Origin of the sequence: Mesorhizobium sp. M1396, assembly GCF_040317725.1 — a bacterium.
Taxonomy (GTDB): Bacteria; Pseudomonadota; Alphaproteobacteria; order Rhizobiales; family Rhizobiaceae; genus Mesorhizobium.
The window spans coordinates 110,431-125,055 of the sequence record NZ_JAMYLA010000018.1 but is presented as its reverse complement, the minus strand read 5'-3'; the positions used below and the strand labels follow the sequence as shown (position 1 = coordinate 125,055).

Annotated in this window: 14 protein-coding genes and 2 pseudogenes; 11 read left to right on the top strand and 5 right to left on the bottom strand. The window is 61.8% G+C overall.

The features are described from left to right. Window positions 1-124: 124 nt before the first annotated feature. Complete coding sequence (locus tag NKH02_RS14565; protein ID WP_352869562.1) at window positions 125-748, bottom strand: hypothetical protein; 624 nt, start codon at window positions 746-748, stop codon at window positions 125-127. Further along, a complete protein-coding gene (locus NKH02_RS14560) occupies window positions 735-1,709 on the bottom strand; it encodes a hypothetical protein (RefSeq protein ID WP_352879585.1) in 975 nt (324 codons plus the stop codon). The genes NKH02_RS14565 and NKH02_RS14560 overlap by 14 nt, the downstream gene beginning before the upstream one ends. A 700-nt stretch (window positions 1,710-2,409) precedes the next feature. Between NKH02_RS14560 and dgoD the strand changes: the two genes are divergently transcribed. The 7 genes from dgoD to NKH02_RS14525 are packed head-to-tail and all read left to right on the top strand — an operon-like array spanning window position 2,410 to window position 9,644. Then, window positions 2,410-3,582: a galactonate dehydratase gene (dgoD, locus tag NKH02_RS14555; RefSeq protein WP_352879583.1), complete on the top strand. Its 1,173-nt coding sequence runs from the start codon at window positions 2,410-2,412 to the stop codon at window positions 3,580-3,582. Window positions 3,583-3,587: 5 nt separating this feature from the next. Further along, the gene (locus NKH02_RS14550) at window positions 3,588-4,364 is read left to right on the top strand and encodes an SDR family oxidoreductase (protein WP_352879581.1); all 777 of its coding nucleotides are present in this window, start codon (window positions 3,588-3,590) and stop codon (window positions 4,362-4,364) included. Between the two features lie 25 nt (window positions 4,365-4,389). Continuing rightward, entirely contained in the window at window positions 4,390-5,562 is a 1,173-nt protein-coding gene (locus tag NKH02_RS14545) for a substrate-binding domain-containing protein (RefSeq protein ID WP_352879579.1), read from the top strand. Then, a complete protein-coding gene (locus tag NKH02_RS14540) occupies window positions 5,444-6,967 on the top strand; it encodes a sugar ABC transporter ATP-binding protein (protein ID WP_352879577.1) in 1,524 nt (507 codons plus the stop codon). Before NKH02_RS14545 ends, NKH02_RS14540 begins: the two co-directional genes overlap by 119 nt. Continuing rightward, the gene (locus NKH02_RS14535) at window positions 6,964-7,965 is read left to right on the top strand and encodes an ABC transporter permease (RefSeq protein ID WP_352879575.1); all 1,002 of its coding nucleotides are present in this window, start codon (window positions 6,964-6,966) and stop codon (window positions 7,963-7,965) included. The genes NKH02_RS14540 and NKH02_RS14535 overlap by 4 nt, the downstream gene beginning before the upstream one ends. A gap of 2 nt (window positions 7,966-7,967) precedes the next feature. Then, on the top strand, window positions 7,968-8,768 hold the full coding sequence (locus NKH02_RS14530; RefSeq protein WP_352871689.1) for a FadR/GntR family transcriptional regulator: 801 nt from the start codon (window positions 7,968-7,970) through the stop codon (window positions 8,766-8,768). Beyond that, the gene (locus tag NKH02_RS14525) at window positions 8,769-9,644 is read left to right on the top strand and encodes an aldose 1-epimerase (RefSeq protein WP_352879573.1); all 876 of its coding nucleotides are present in this window, start codon (window positions 8,769-8,771) and stop codon (window positions 9,642-9,644) included. A 150-nt stretch (window positions 9,645-9,794) separates the two neighbouring features. Here NKH02_RS14525 and NKH02_RS14520 read toward each other — a convergent pair. After that, window positions 9,795-10,113, bottom strand: a pseudogene (locus NKH02_RS14520) (adenylate/guanylate cyclase domain-containing protein); the annotation flags it as partial. A 245-nt stretch (window positions 10,114-10,358) separates the two neighbouring features. Then, window positions 10,359-10,820: pseudogene (locus NKH02_RS14515) on the bottom strand (NAD(P)/FAD-dependent oxidoreductase); the annotation flags it as partial. Between NKH02_RS14515 and NKH02_RS14510 the strand changes: the two are divergent. Continuing rightward, window positions 10,771-11,316 (top strand): hydantoinase/oxoprolinase N-terminal domain-containing protein, encoded by a 546-nt coding sequence (locus NKH02_RS14510; RefSeq protein ID WP_502913812.1) that lies wholly within the window; start codon window positions 10,771-10,773, stop codon window positions 11,314-11,316. The pseudogene NKH02_RS14515 and the gene NKH02_RS14510 sit on opposite strands and share 50 nt — an antisense overlap. A gap of 330 nt (window positions 11,317-11,646) precedes the next feature. Here the strand turns inward: NKH02_RS14510 and NKH02_RS14500 are convergent, their stop codons facing one another. After that, the gene (locus NKH02_RS14500; RefSeq protein ID WP_352879572.1) at window positions 11,647-12,516 is read right to left on the bottom strand and encodes a LysR family transcriptional regulator; all 870 of its coding nucleotides are present in this window, start codon (window positions 12,514-12,516) and stop codon (window positions 11,647-11,649) included. Window positions 12,517-12,727: 211 nt separating this feature from the next. On the opposite strand from NKH02_RS14500, the gene NKH02_RS14495 reads away from it, so the two are divergent. From NKH02_RS14495 to NKH02_RS14485, 3 genes are all read left to right on the top strand, one after another. After that, window positions 12,728-12,883 (top strand): YjiS-like domain-containing protein, encoded by a 156-nt coding sequence (locus NKH02_RS14495; protein ID WP_352879570.1) that lies wholly within the window; start codon window positions 12,728-12,730, stop codon window positions 12,881-12,883. A gap of 239 nt (window positions 12,884-13,122) precedes the next feature. Beyond that, window positions 13,123-13,971, top strand: coding sequence for an S-formylglutathione hydrolase (gene fghA, locus NKH02_RS14490; RefSeq protein ID WP_352879569.1), 849 nt, complete (start codon window positions 13,123-13,125; stop codon window positions 13,969-13,971). 115 nt (window positions 13,972-14,086) lie between these two features. After that, complete coding sequence (locus tag NKH02_RS14485; protein WP_352879567.1) at window positions 14,087-14,620, top strand: hypothetical protein; 534 nt, start codon at window positions 14,087-14,089, stop codon at window positions 14,618-14,620. The last annotated feature ends 5 nt before the right edge of the window (window positions 14,621-14,625 follow it).

The following is a 14,625-nucleotide window of genomic DNA, read 5'->3' as shown; positions in this document are numbered from 1 at the left end:
GCGGCGACAGCCCTTGCCTGCAACTCACGCGCTCGCAAAATCCCCGCTTCAGACCTACGCCAAAAGACAGTGTGAGATATCCGGGTTAGAGCACTTCACCGTTTCCGCAAAACGGTGAAGTGCTCTAGCCGGCGTCCAGCCGGAACGATACCAATTTAATGGCGCGTTTGTAGATCTTGCTGGCGGCCGGGCTTGGCGGAATCCCGTCGCGATAGTCGAAAGTCACTTCGAGTACCTTTGCGCTGGCAAACGCTGCGTGCGGGATCGCGAACGAGATCGTCGTCGGGTCTTTGCTCGACAGTGTTACCTCGTGTACCCGAACTCCGTTCACCGAGATCATTACCCTTTGAGTGGTCTGTGGTGGACGAATGACGGCGGACATTTGTAGCGTTGCCGTAAGCCCGTCGCGAACGGAAGGCATTTCCAGTCTCAGCCGAGAGGTCTCGCCCAGCGAATGGGTTCCGTCGCCTACCGGGCCCGACCAACCGCAGACCATCATGCCGGCTGCTTGTTTGGCGCCGTCGGACCGGAACGATACCGTCTGGCCAGGAGTGTAGCTGCCAACCGCATCGCGATTGAGGCACGTCGTCGTGCGATCGATGTAATAGGCCCGATAATCGGCGTTGACATCTGGATTGAGAGCGAGTGCGAGGATGATGATCTCGGACACGGCCAGAACCAACGCCAGCGCGTAGCCGCCAGTCGAGGCAGCACGGCCAAAGGGTGACAGGCTGTCAGACCAGGGCAAGATAGCCTCCAATCCACGCCACAGTCATGAAATAACATGCGCTCAGGAAAAGAGCCAAAGTCACGAGATAGGTCAGTTTCGATACCGACAGCAGCTCGGCAATCAACATCATCAGCGGCGCAAGCCCAATGACGTATCTGATCATGGAAGCCAGGTTGGTGATCAACGGCAGGATGATGCTGCTCGCACAGAAGAGCGCAGCGCCATATCGCCTGCGAGCCGCCAGAACGACCGATAGGGTCAGCCCTATGATCGCTGCGAGCGCGCTCCATTGCGGCGCCGTGGGCAGCCGTCCTTTTGTCGGCACAGCAGCGAGACCGTCCCATAGAAAAAGGAGCGGATCGCCAGCAACCCGCCCAAACGCGCGCTGGACGTGCAAGAACGCAAACCCGTCCCCGACAGTGAGATACAAAAAGAGCATGTAAGCAAACAAGCCGGCGGGCGAGATGAAGATAGCTACGAGCATATCCGGACGACCAAGCACCCATCGCGGGAAAGACACCGCCGACCCGCCCTGCTGGCGGTGCTGCTCGAACATTTGGATGACGGCTGCAAACACAGCAAGGACCCCGACCAGCCTCGTTGCCGACAGCAAAGCGCATGAAACGCCAGCGGCCAGGTAGTTGGAGCGCTTGAGTGCCAAAAAGACGCACGAAGTCAGGAGCACGAAAAGAGGTTCGGTAAGGAACGTGGTGAAGTGGAAGGAGAACGGACCGCTAAGCAGGAACGCGCAATACAGTATATAAGCGCGCATGTTCTTCTCCAGAAGTGGCCATGCCACAAGGCAGGCGGCGTAGCTGCATGCAATCGAGGTGATCGTCGCGATCAGAATCGTGGGAAAAGGGAAAGCAAACCGAAGAGTCGTCACGAGCATGGGATACAATGGAAAGAAGCCCCAGCGTCCGACGTTGTTTTGGCCTGGAATGGGAAAACGCTCGTAGCCGTGTTCGGAAATGTCCACATACCACGCGCAGTCCCACCTGCAGAGCGCACGCGCATAAGCTTCGAAGCCTGGTACTGCCGAGACTGAATGGAACGCAGCATACCGAATGACAAGCCCGCTGATCATGAACAGGAGCGGAACCGCCGCGGCGATGACCCAAAGGCGACCGCCAGCGTTTGCGCGGGCCCTGTCTCCAAGCGCCGGTTGTGCCTCCACAGGTGATGGCGCCACACTCTGCGATGGCGACCCTGCCTGCGCCGGCTCGATGGCCCTGCGAGCCATAAAATCGGTCCATCGGAAGCATCAAGATCGTCAACTTGAAGCCCCGTCTGCAACTTGATCTAGTATCGTAAAGATCAACGATGCCGCGCCACTTCGGTTCCTTCTGCAGCAGGGGTCGTTGGGTCAGGTCGATCGATCACACCAGCCGAAGAATGGAGCGATATTCGCGCTTCAACGGCACCGTTTCCTCGCAACGGCCGGCCTCTTCATCGACATGCATGGCTCAGTGGGCCGGCCGCTGGGGTGGCCTGCAGTGCGCTTTGCGCCTGCCGCGGTCATTCGCTGCTGACCATCCTGGATCTAACGGTAGTGAGTTGCCGGCACGTGCAGCAAAAATACGACATGAAGCCGGCCATGCCGCACTTGACTTGCACATATTAACTAGAATAAATCATACATAATGTTGTGAAAAAAGACGACATATCTGGGAGGATCAATGAAAATTACGGCCATCAAGGCGCTGGTCTGCAATGCGGAAATGCGCAACTGGGTTTTCGTTCGGGTCGAAACCGACGAGCCCGGTCTGTTTGGCTGGGGTGAGGCGACGCTGGAATGGAAGACGCGTGCCGTTGTCGGCGCGCTGCAGGACCTCGAGGCACTGCTCATCGGGCAGGATCCGCGCAATGTCGAACAGTGCTACCAGATCCTGACGCGCCATGGCTTCTGGCGTCTTGGCGTCGAGGGAATGTCAGCCGTCAGCGGCATTGAGATCGCACTTTGGGACATTCTGGGCAAGTCGCTGAGCGTCCCGGTCTGGCGGCTTCTCGGCGGCCAGGTTCGCGACTATCTGCGCACCTACACGCATCTCGGCCTAGGTGACATGAAGGCGGTCTATGAGACGGGATCCGCCGACGCGATCGTCGAACGCGGACGCATCGTGACGCAGGCAGGCTACGACGCGATCAAGGTCGTCTGCATTCCCTACACCCACTACGTCTCGCCCGCGAAGGCGGTGGACGCCGTTGCAAACATGGTTGGCGCGCTGCGCGAAGCCGTCGGTCCCGATATCGACATCATGGTCGATTTTCACGGACGCCCGGCCTCCGTCAACGCGGCAATGGACTATCTCAAGGCGATCGAGCCGGCCCGCATCCTGTTCGCCGAAGAACCGGTGCCGCCTGAAGATGTCGCCGGCCTGGCGCATATCACCGCGCGATCGGCGGTACCGATCGCGTCCGGCGAACGGCTGATCGGGCGCCGCGAGTTCACCCACTCGATCGCGGCGCGCGCCTTCAACATTGCCCAGCCCGATATCTGCCATACCGGCGGCCTGCTCGAGACCAAGAAGATCGCGGCCCTGGCGGAAACGGCGGGCATCGGCCTTGCGCCGCACAACCCGCTCGGCCCGATCGCCGGCGTCGCAGCACTTCACTTCGGCATATCGACGCCGAACGTCATCATCCAGGAGGAGATGTCCGGCGCGGTCGCTTGGTACGACGAGGTCGTGACCTGGCCGATCCAGCGCAAACCAGGTCGCTGGGACGTGCCCGAACTACCGGGACTTGGCGTCACCGTCGATGAGGGCGTCATAGCGCGCCACCCCTTCAAGCAGGAAGTGCTGCATGCCCGCAACGCGGTCATGCCCGACGGCACCGTGGTCGATTGGTGAGCGCCATGACAGGCAGGCTTCAGGGAAAGATCTCAATTATCACCGGCGCCGGACAGGGCATTGGTGCCGCCACCGCCCAGGCCTTTGCCATGCAGGGGGCAAAGACCATTATCGCCGAACTAAATGCGGCAAGCGGAAAGGCAATCGCCGACGCGTTGCGTGCCCAGGGTGCCGACGCCCTTTTCGTTGAAATCGATGTCACGGACCAATCGGCGGTAGCCGACATGGTCGCCCGCACGATCGCGGCCTATGGCGGCGTCGATGTTCTCTTCAACAATGCCGGCGCCAACGTCTTTCACGAACCCCTGCTGATGCCGGAGGAGGAATGGGACCGTTGCCTGAAGCTCGACCTCCAGGCCGCATGGTTCTGCGCCAAGGCCGTTCTGCCGACCATGCTGGCGAACGGTTCGGGATCGATCGTCAACATAGCCAGCTGCCACGCTTTCAAGATCATTCCACACACATTTCCCTATCCAGTTGCCAAACATGCGCTTGTCGGCCTGACCCGCTCGCTCGCCATCGAATATGCGGCGCGCGGCATCCGCGTGAACGCGATCGCCCCCGGTTGTGTCGAGACGCCGATCGCGGAAGCCTACTGGAACACATTTCCAGACCCCGCCGAGGAGAAGCGGCGGGCCTACGACCTTCATCCGCCCAAGCGCATTGGCCGGCCGGACGAGGTTGCAATGACGGCCGTTTTCCTCGCTTCCGACGAAGCGCCGTTCATCAATGCCGAGACGATCATCATCGATGGTGGACGCTCGGTTCTCTACCACGACTGACAACCACCAAGCAGGGAGGATCCACATGAAAACGACGACCAAGGCATTGGCAACATTGGTGATACTGGCTGCCGGATTGATGGCTGGCGCGGCCAGCGCCGACGACATCAAGATCGGCTACATCAACAAGATGGGCGACCATCCATGGTTCGTCGCCGAAGTCGGCGGCGCCAAGAAAGCGGCAGAGGCGGCCGGTGCCACCTTCGTATCGCAGGACGTCCAGTTCGATGCCAATTTGACGATCACCACTTTCGATACAATGGTCGGTGACGGCGTCAAGGGCATCGCCATCGTCGTTCCCGACAAGGCGCTGGGACCGGTCATCGCCGAGAAAGCCAAGGCAGCGAAAATTCCTTTGGTGGCGGTCGACGACGACATCTACTACCAGGACGGCACCCAGGTCCCCTATGTCGGGATGAATGCGTACAACATCGGCGCGCGCGTGGGCGAGGAGCTGGCCAAGCTCTACAAGGCCGACGGCTGGGCCGGCAAGGAGGTGCGCATCGCCTCGATAGAGGACCGCAAGGCGGACACCTGCATGCAGCGCAACAAGGGCGCCGAGGAGGCGTTCCTGAAGGCGGTGCCCGACTTCAAGCCCGGCAATATCGTTCGCGTTCCCTACGACAACACGATGGTCAATGCCATCGACGTGATGACTACCACCTTGACCGCCAACCCCAGCGTCACCAACTGGATCTTCTATTCCTGCAATGACGACGGCGTGCTGGGTGGGGCGCGTGCCCTGGAAAACGCCGGCTACACCCCGGACCAGGGCATGGGCATCGGCATTGACGGCAGTCGCGCCTGTGATGCCTTCGGATCAGGAAAGCCTTCGGCATTTCGTGGTACGATGTGGCTGAACTCTGCAAACCATGGCGCGCTGGCGGTAAAGATCCTGCTGGCCTCGATCAAGGATGGAACGCAGCTGCCGGTTCAATCCTTCACCGACCCGGAATACATCACCGCCGACAATTTTGCCTCGGACTACAGGGCTAAGCTCTGCAAGTCAACCGGCTACGCCTCAGGCGCCCCAAGGCGCATGACGCTGTTCAGTTGCACGTATTTCCAGGGAGTGAGCTTTGACACAACCGGAATTCTTCTCGCTCGACAAGGTATCGAAGCGCTTTGGCGTCGTGCAGGCGCTCGACACCGTCTCGATTGCTTTCCGCCCAGGCGAGGTGCTCGCTCTGGTCGGTGAGAACGGCGCCGGCAAGTCGACGATGATGCGCATTCTCGAGGGCGTGTTCGGACCGGACACCGGTACCGTGCGGCACGGTTCCACGCCGATCGTTTTCGGCGAACCGCGCGACAGCCACAGGGCTGGAATACGCGTCATCCACCAGGAGCCGGAGATCGTGCCGAACCTGACGGTGGCCGAGAACATTTTCGTCGGCGAATTGCCGCGACTGGCAGGCGTCCTGCTCGACTGGCGCAAGCTCGAGGAGCAGACCGACCGGGTGCTTGCGACCTTCGGCATGCAGCAGGACATGCGGCCGCGGCAACTCTGCGGCACACTCGGCCCGGCGCAACGCCAGATGATCGAGATCATGCGCGCCATCCGCGCCGGCGGCCGCCTGATCGCTTTCGACGAGCCGACCTCGTCGCTGACCGATGACGAAGCGCGCCGTCTGTTTTCAGTCATCCGCCGACTGCGCAAAGATGGGACATCGATCATTTACATCTCGCACCGGCTGAACGAGATCATCGACCTTGCCGACCGCATCGTCGTTTTGCGCGACGGTCGGCTGGTCGACGATTCGCCGGCGGCCGGCGCCAGCGAACAGACCATTGCCAAGCTCATGGTCGGCCGCGACATTGCCGACCTGTTCACCCGCGAGACGTGGCGGTCGGGGGAACAATTGCTGGAGGTGTCGGGCCTGACCACCGACCGCGTCAGCGATGTCAGCCTCAGGGTTCGTCGCGGCGAAGTGCTCGGCATCGCCGGCCTCATGGGCGCGGGTCGCTCCGAACTGGCAAAGGCGATTGTCGGCTACGACCGGCGTCTGGCCGGCACCATAGCCATGAACGGTATGTCCGTTCTCCCCAACAGTCCGCATGCGGCGATCGTCGCCGGCATCGGTTTTGCCCCCGAGGACCGCAAGCACGAGGCGCTGCTTTTGTTTCGAAGCATTCTCGACAACGCAGCACTTTGCGTGCCCGACAAGACGTCGAGCTTCGGCTTCTTCAACCGGCGCAAGGCGCTGGAGATTGTCTCGCCGCTGGCAGCCAAAATGTCGGTCAAGGCTCCCAATCTCGACGAACAGGTTTCAAAGCTGTCCGGCGGCAACCAGCAGAAAGTCGTTCTGGCGCGCTGGCTTGCCCGGCAGCCGATGCTGCTCATCCTCGACGAACCGACCCGCGGCATCGACATCGGCGCCAAGGCGGAAATCTATCGACTGATCGATGAACTCGCGGCAAGCGGGATCGGCATCATGCTGATCTCTTCGGAAATGCCGGAACTGATCGGCCTCGCCGACAGGGTTCTGGTCATGGCAGGAGGCCGGATCACCGCCGAATTGTCCCGGCCCGACATCGACGAGGCGACGATCCTCAAACACGCCATGCCGCAATCCGCACCAGCGCTCGGAGACCACATCCAATGAATAGCCTCGAGCTTCGCGCCTCGAAAGCGCAGACCGACGCCAGCGGCGCTTCCTCGCGCCTTGTGGAGCGCCTTGGCGTCCACAATATCAGCCTGCTGGTCGCGCTCGCCATTCTCGTCGTCATCTTCGGTTCGCTGCGCGGCGATGTGTTTTTCTCCAGCCGAAACCTGCTCAACATCGGTCTCGGCATCACCATCCTCGGCGTGCTGGCTATGAGCCAGACCGTGGTCATTGTCGCCGGCGGCCTCGATATCGCCGTTGGCGCCACTGTCGGACTGACCACCGTATCGACTGCAATGGCCATCCAGGCGACCGGGTCGCCGTCGGCGGGCATCGTTGCCGGCCTGGTCCTTGGCGGTCTTGCTGGTCTCGTCAACGGCATCATCATCACCTACGGACGGGTCAATGCGGTCATTGCCACGCTCGGCACCATGGCGATTTTTCGCGGCATCGCCTTCATCATGTCCGATGGGCAGTCAATCGCCATCTTCAGCGACACGTTCCGGTTCATAGGCAGTGGGCGGATCCTCGGCCTGCCGCTGCTGATCTGGATTCTTGTTCTGACCGCGATCGTGTTCCATCTCTTTCTGGCGCGCTCGATCGTCGGCCGCAACATCTATGCGCTCGGCGGCAATCCCGTTGTCGCCCGTTTCTCCGGCATCAACATCAACCGCTACCGCGTCGGCATCTACATCATGAGCGGCGTTGCCGCCGGATTGGCCGGAATCCTGCTGGCTGCCCGCACCGGCTCGGGGCAGCCTGTATCCGGATCGCAGGGCCTGGAACTGGAGGCCATTACAGCGGCGGTGCTGGGTGGCTGCGCCTTGCAGGGCGGCAAGGGAACGATTGTCGGCGCGCTGCTCGGCGTCGCCATCATTGGCGTGCTCAACAACGGAATGATACTGACGTCGGTACCAACCTTTTATCAATTGCTTGCAAAAGGCTCGCTGCTGATCCTTGCTGTGGTGATTGCCGAGTACCACTTGAACAGGACATGACTATGGACGCGGTGACCGCTTCGATTGGTCAAGGCAAGCAGGATCCGTCCGCCGGGGATGGCGCCACGTCATCCCTGAAGGATCGTATCGCCCGCGATCTCGGGCAGCGGATTCTCGCCGGCACCTATGCACAGCACGCGCTGCTGCCGACGGAGGCTGAACTGTGTGTCATCTACGGCGCCAGCCGCACAGCGCTTCGCGATGCGCTGCTGACGCTTTCGGCCAAGGGATTGATCGAGGCGCGCAAGCGGGCAGGCACCCGAGTGCGTGTGTCGAGCGAATGGAACAGGCTGGATGCGCAGGTTCTCGAATGGATGCGCGATATCGAGCCCGATCTCGATTTTGTTCGCGGCTTGATCGAGGCGCGGCTGGTCATCGAGCCAGCCGCCGCCCAGCTTGCGGCGAAGATGGCGACCTCGGGCGATCTCGCGGTGATCGAAGCCGCCTACGAGGCCATGCGCATCGCGCCGGAAGATGACCTCGCCGCCTGTCTCGACGCCGACGTCCGCTTTCATACCGCCATCCTGCGCGCCAGCCGCAACCCGGTTTTCGCCAATCTCGGCAACATGCTTGCGGCGGCCCTGAGCTTCTCCTTCCGATTGACCACATCGGCCACCGCCAACTATCAGCAGACGCTGAGCGCGCATGGCGACGTGCTGGAGGCCATCCGCATGCGCAGGGTCGACGACGCGCATGACCAGATGAAAGCGCTGATCGGCATCGCGTCGAATGACCTTCTCGCTGTCGCCCGCAAGGGTCGCCATCAACAGCCGGCCGCCGCTGCCAAGGCCGATACCTCCTGAATGATTGAGACCATTGAAATTCGAAGCGGCGACCTGTCCGCCGAGATTGTTCCGTCGCTTGGGGCTGGTCTGGCGCGGTTCGACCATGGCCGCGTGCCGCTGTTCAGGCCGTGGCCGGAGCACGGGAGTTCGAACCCCTTTGATCTCGCCTGCAATTTGCTCCTGCCCTGGTCAAATCGCATCTCGAGCGGCGGCTTTACCTTCGACGCCAAATTCCACGAACTGCTTCCCAACCTTGCCGGCGAGCCGTTTCCCATTCACGGCAATGGATTTTCAAGCGCATGGAATGTCGACAGCCTGACGCCGGACCAAGCCAGGCTGTCGCTGATCAGCGGGGGACCCGGGCCGTATCGGTACCGAGCGGAGGTGAGCTACGCTCTGACTGGACAGGCGCTCGAACTGCTGCTTCAAATCGTCAACCGCGCGCCGGTCAGGCTTCCGTTCGGGCTTGGAATCCATCCATGGTTGCCCAGAACCACACGGACAACGCTTCACGCCCCGGCGTCACAGGTCTGCCTCGAACGGCCCGACCATCTTCCCGACGGGTTCGTGGATGTCAAAACCCGTCCCGATTGGGATTTCGGCACGCCGACCGCCTTGCCAGGCGGATGGATAAACAATGCCTTTGCCGGCTGGGACGGCGTCGCTTCCATATGTTGGCCGGAGCAAAATCGTGGCCTCAGGATCGAAGCGTCGCCGCCCCTGAACTTCTACCAGGTCTATTCGCCATCGCGGGCGAGCAACTTCTTCTGTTTTGAGCCGGTAAGTCATGTCGTCGATGCTCACAACCGCGGCTCGATCGAAAAATGGAATGGATTGTCAGTGCTTGGCCCTGGCGAGAGCTTGGTGGCAGGTTGCGGCTTCCGTGTCATGTAGAGCGATCACTCACCCATAAAACCAAACCAAACTAGCCGCCTCCGAAGGCTGTGCTCTGCCGCGATAAATCTCGCTGTCAACGACGTCCGCTTTCGGCAGTGGTGCCGGGATGCTGAGCGGCCGCCCCATCAGGTCGCCATCGCGTTCTTACACGACGTCGCCCAGGTGAATGCCGATCCGGAACTCAATGCGGCGATCATCCGGCACCCCCGGCATTGCGCTCAAGCATGGCGTTCTGCACTTCCAGCGCGCAGCGCACTGCTTCCACAACGCTGCTGAACTCGACGAGGCTCCCGTCGCCTGTGCGCTTGACGACGCGACCACGATGAACGGCAATTGTGGGGTCGATGAGATCGCTGCGCAGCGCCCGCAGCCGTGCCAGGATGCGATCCTCATCCGCGCCGGCTAGCCGGCTGTAGCCGACCACATCCGAGACCAGGATCGCTGCTATTTTGCGGGTCTCACCCATCTCGTGCTCCATCCATCCAGTCTAGCACCACTGCCGACCAGGCGTGCTGTCTCAACATCGAGCGGTTAAGCCAAGGAAGATAGCTCCGAGCCATTGGTCGGATGGTCCGCATAGGATCGACTCCCGTCGTTCGAGCCAAAATGTCGGACGCACAACTGCCTGTCGCCTGTCCATTGGCGATGTCCGCTTTTGGTGAGTGGACGGGGCCGCAGGAATGACTGCCATGGATATCGACAGTTGCTTCTTCAGGCGGCGCGGCCGAAGCGATCGACCCTGAAATCGTCAAGTGGCGTTTCGCAACGGTCGGTCGTGATGAGCTCGGCCATGGCGTCGCCCACACCCAGGCCGAGTTGGAAGCCGTGTCCGCTGAAGCCGAAGGCATGGAACAGGCCTGGCGTCGTCGCCGAGCGTCCCATGATCGGCAACATGTCCCTGATATAGCCCTCGCAGCCAGACCAGGTGCGGATGACCGCGACCTGCGCGATTGCCGGCAGCAGCCGCGCGACCGCGCGCAGTTGTAAAGGAAGGCGCATGGGATCGGCCGTCGCATGGCCTGGATCGAGGTCCACCGGCACCCTTTCGGCCGCGCCACCGAACACGATATTGCCCCGCTCGACCTGACGCAGATAGGCGCCATGGTCCTTGTCGCGGGTCCAGATGCCGACCACCGGCAGGATCCGATGCGGCAGCGGCTCGGTCACGCCAACACCATCATCCAGCGCAAGGGCGCTCGCGCTGTTCACCAATGCCGGCTTCGAGGATGTCATCGAACTGGCGCGGCTTCGCATGCCGGACATGTATTCCCTGTTCTGCTCGCGGCCGGACCCGCTGATCTCGCGCGACATGGTTTTCGGCATTCCGGCCCGCATGCGTGCCGATGGGAGCGAATCCCAGGCGCCGGACATCGCGGCGGTGGAAAGGGCAGTGGCAGTGGCGAAAGCGAACGGGGCGCAAGGGATCATCGTGTCTTTCTTCCATTCCTGGCGCAATGCCGCTCAGGAAACTTCAGTGAAGGCAACCATCGCGCGTCTTGCGCCCGACCTGTTCGTTTTCTCCTCGGCCGAGGTCTGGCCGGTTATCCGCGAGTACGAACGCAGCTCGACCGCTGTCCTCAACGGCTATGTCCATCCGCGAGTCTCTGGCTATCTGACGGCGCTGGAAGAGCGGCTAAAGGACCACGGCGTGCCGGCCCACCCATGCTGACGAAGTCGAACGGTGGGTCCACGCATAGGATCGCGGGCGATCCTAGCCAACGGTACCATTGGCTACTTCCGTAATTTGTTGAGATTGCCATGTAATTTCCTGTTTTGAGCATTGCTGCGGCGCGCGCGGACGGCTCAATCCGGCATGGGAAACATGTATGAACTCGATGCTATCGCCGCAGCCGGATCGGCGGAACGTCACTTGCTTGCGGGGGGTGGGCGGGGCGCGGTGATCCTGGGTGTGATGTCGTCAGGCTTCACGTTCCCCGCGGTTCGACGCCTACGGCAACCGGCGCGTCGGGGCCAGCCGATACGGTCTACATCACGCGGTTTACCGGATCGGCGTCTCGCCGCGAAACAACGACTGGTGTGCTCGCATCAAGGCGGCAATCCGGTCGGCGACTTTTCGTACCGGCGGGGAGTGACGTTCCTCGTGATGGGTGACGATCCATTGGTCGGTTTCGAGTTCGGGGATGGGCTGCGCGACGCGAACCAGCCGCGGATCGCTGTCGCCGACAAAGCACGGAAAGATCGAAAGCCCGGCGCCGGCGGCTACCAGTTCGCGCACCGAATGGGTGTTGTTGCCGCGCACGGCGATGCGGTCGCCGTGATGGGCTTGTAGCCAGCGCGCCGAGGCAATGTTTGCCCCGTCGCCGGTGACGCCGACGAACAGGCCGGCGGCGATGCCATTGATCAGGTGGCGTCCGGAATAAATGGCGTGAGCGACCTTGCCGCTCTGACGGCCGGCCAGCCATTGCTCGGTCGGGCGCTCGCTACGGATGCCGATGTCGGCGGCACGGCGGCCGATGTCGACCCGGTCGGTGGTGGTGACGAACTCCACCCTCATGCCGTCATCGACCGTCCAGATTTCGCCGATGTGGGCGGAGACGAAGGCCGAGGTCCATGGCCCGGCCGAGACGCGGACAATGCGGTCGGGCAGGTTTCCTTGGCGCCAGCGGGTCAGCGACTGCATCGCTGCCTCGACGTCTTCGGCGCGCCGCAGCAGTTCTTCACCGACCGGGGTCAGTCGGTAGCCGGTCTGCCGACGCACGAACAATGGCTCGCCGATCTGCTTTTCAAGCGCGGTGACGCGCCGTCCAAGGGTGGCTGCGCTGAGGCGCGTGGTTCCCGTCGCCGCGCTCAGGCCACCCAGCCGCGCAACGTCGAGAAACAATCTCAAATCGTCCCAGTCGATATCCATTTTGCAGAACTGAAAAACTCGTTGCGACCGTGGCTGTAGCGCGAAGTGGGCATCACGCGCAAGTATGCGGGCATTGGAGGCGTTGGACAATCCTGCTTGATGGGACAGTGAAAAGCGCCTCGACTGGCCAAGAAGCCAGCGCAATCCTTTCCATCGCGCGTGCCTTTCGCGCGGATGTTTTGCGCTTTCGACTGACCCAAAGGAGACGATCATGTTGTATGAACTTCGACGCCGTTTCGCCCGCTGGCTTTCCTATCGCCAGACGCTTGCGAGCTTGAGGCAGGTTTCGGACCGCACACTGGCGGATGCCGGCATTTCTCGCGAAGAGGTCCGCGAGCGTGTCCACCACGCCAGTCTGGGTCGTTGAGACAACGGAGGCGAGCATCGCCTCACACATTGCGGAACTTAACCGGACCAGATGCGCGGGAACGACCGAGACGTTGACTTCGCGTTGTCCTCCCGGTCGTGAGCTTGCCCACGTCTTGCGTGACTTGCGTCATCCCACGGAATCCGGATCATGGTCCATCCTCCAGGGTTGCCGCGATCCCGACCGATGCCGTAGACACGGCGACCATGGTTGGCGTTTTGAATGCGGAGAAAAAGCACATGTCAGAACAGATGAAAATCATCTCCACCGCCAGGTCGCACGGCGGCGTGCAGGGCGTCTATTCCCACGCTTCGGATGCCTGCGCCTGCGACATGAATTTTGCCGTTTTTGTGCCGCCGCGGGCCCGTGAAACGCCTTGCCCCGTGGTGTGGTACCTCTCCGGCCTCACCTGCACCCATGCCAATGTGATGGACAAGGGCGAGTACAGGCGGATGGCCGCGGAGCTTGGCCTGATCGTCGTTTGTCCCGACACCAGTCCGCGTGGCGCCGACATTCCCGACGAGAGGGACAATTGGCAATTTGGCAGTGGCGCCGGCTTCTACGTCGATGCGACGCAGGCGCCTTACGCGAAGAACTATCGCATGTACTCCTACCTCACCGAGGAACTGCCGGCCCTGATCGCGCGGGAATTTCCGGCCGACATGACGCGCCAGGCGATCTTTGGCCACTCGATGGGCGGCCATGGGGCGCTGACGATTGCGCTGAAGAACCCAGAGCGCTTCAAAAGCTGCTCGGCGTTCGCGCCGATCGTTCAACCGGCCACCGCCGGCTGGTCGAGGCCAGCCTTCGAAAAATATCTCGGCAAAGACGAGGCCTCGTGGCGCGGCTACGACGCCACCTCGCTCATCGAGGATGGACACCGTTTTCCGGGGTTTCTCGTCGATCAGGGAACGTCGGACGGATTCCTCGATGATGGGCTGAGGCCCTGGCTTCTGGAGGCGGCCTGCGCCAAAGCCGGCATTCCGCTGACGCTGCGCATGCAGGACGGCTACGACCACTCGTATTTCTTCATTTCCAGTTTCATGGACGACCATCTGAGATGGCATGCGGAACGGCTTTCGCCATAAGCCGATTTGGGCGACCGTCTCTGGCATCGCCTTACGGAGCCGGACATCTCGCTGGAGCCGTTAAGCCTTGCGCAATCTATGCGGTCTATCTTGGCTGGTAGATTGTCGAGGGAACATGAAACGCAAGCCGCTTCTGCTCTTAGCCTTCCCGTTTCTCATTCTTGCGATCCTGGCAGGGGAGCGCATGGCGACCTTCTTGCTGGGAGCCTATCCGGCCAGCCCCGCCGCATGGTGGATATGGCTTGAACTGCGCCCTTTGTCGACGATGCTTTGGCAGCAGGTCGATCTCTATCTGGGGGGCTCGATGGCTCTCGACGCAGCCATCATTGCCGCCGCATCGATCGTCTGCTGGATGGCGTGCCACACCAGAAGGTCGGCTTTCTTCTTCCTCGCCAACCACATCGCCCTGATTTTCGTCGGGCTGATGATCGCGGTCGGCAGCCATTCGGAAACGGCGAGCACGATCGCCGCGTTCACGTCGCCCAGCGGTCTTCCAATCTCGCTGACGGTCGATTTCACCTTGAAGAACAGCCTGGTGCTGCTTCTGGGCGTCACGGCCTGTGCCTACTGCCACATCGCCTTCCTCGCCGAAGCGCGGGAGCGGTCCGTCCGGGCCATTCGCATCCTGGCCCTGCGGCGCGATCTCTAGGCCGT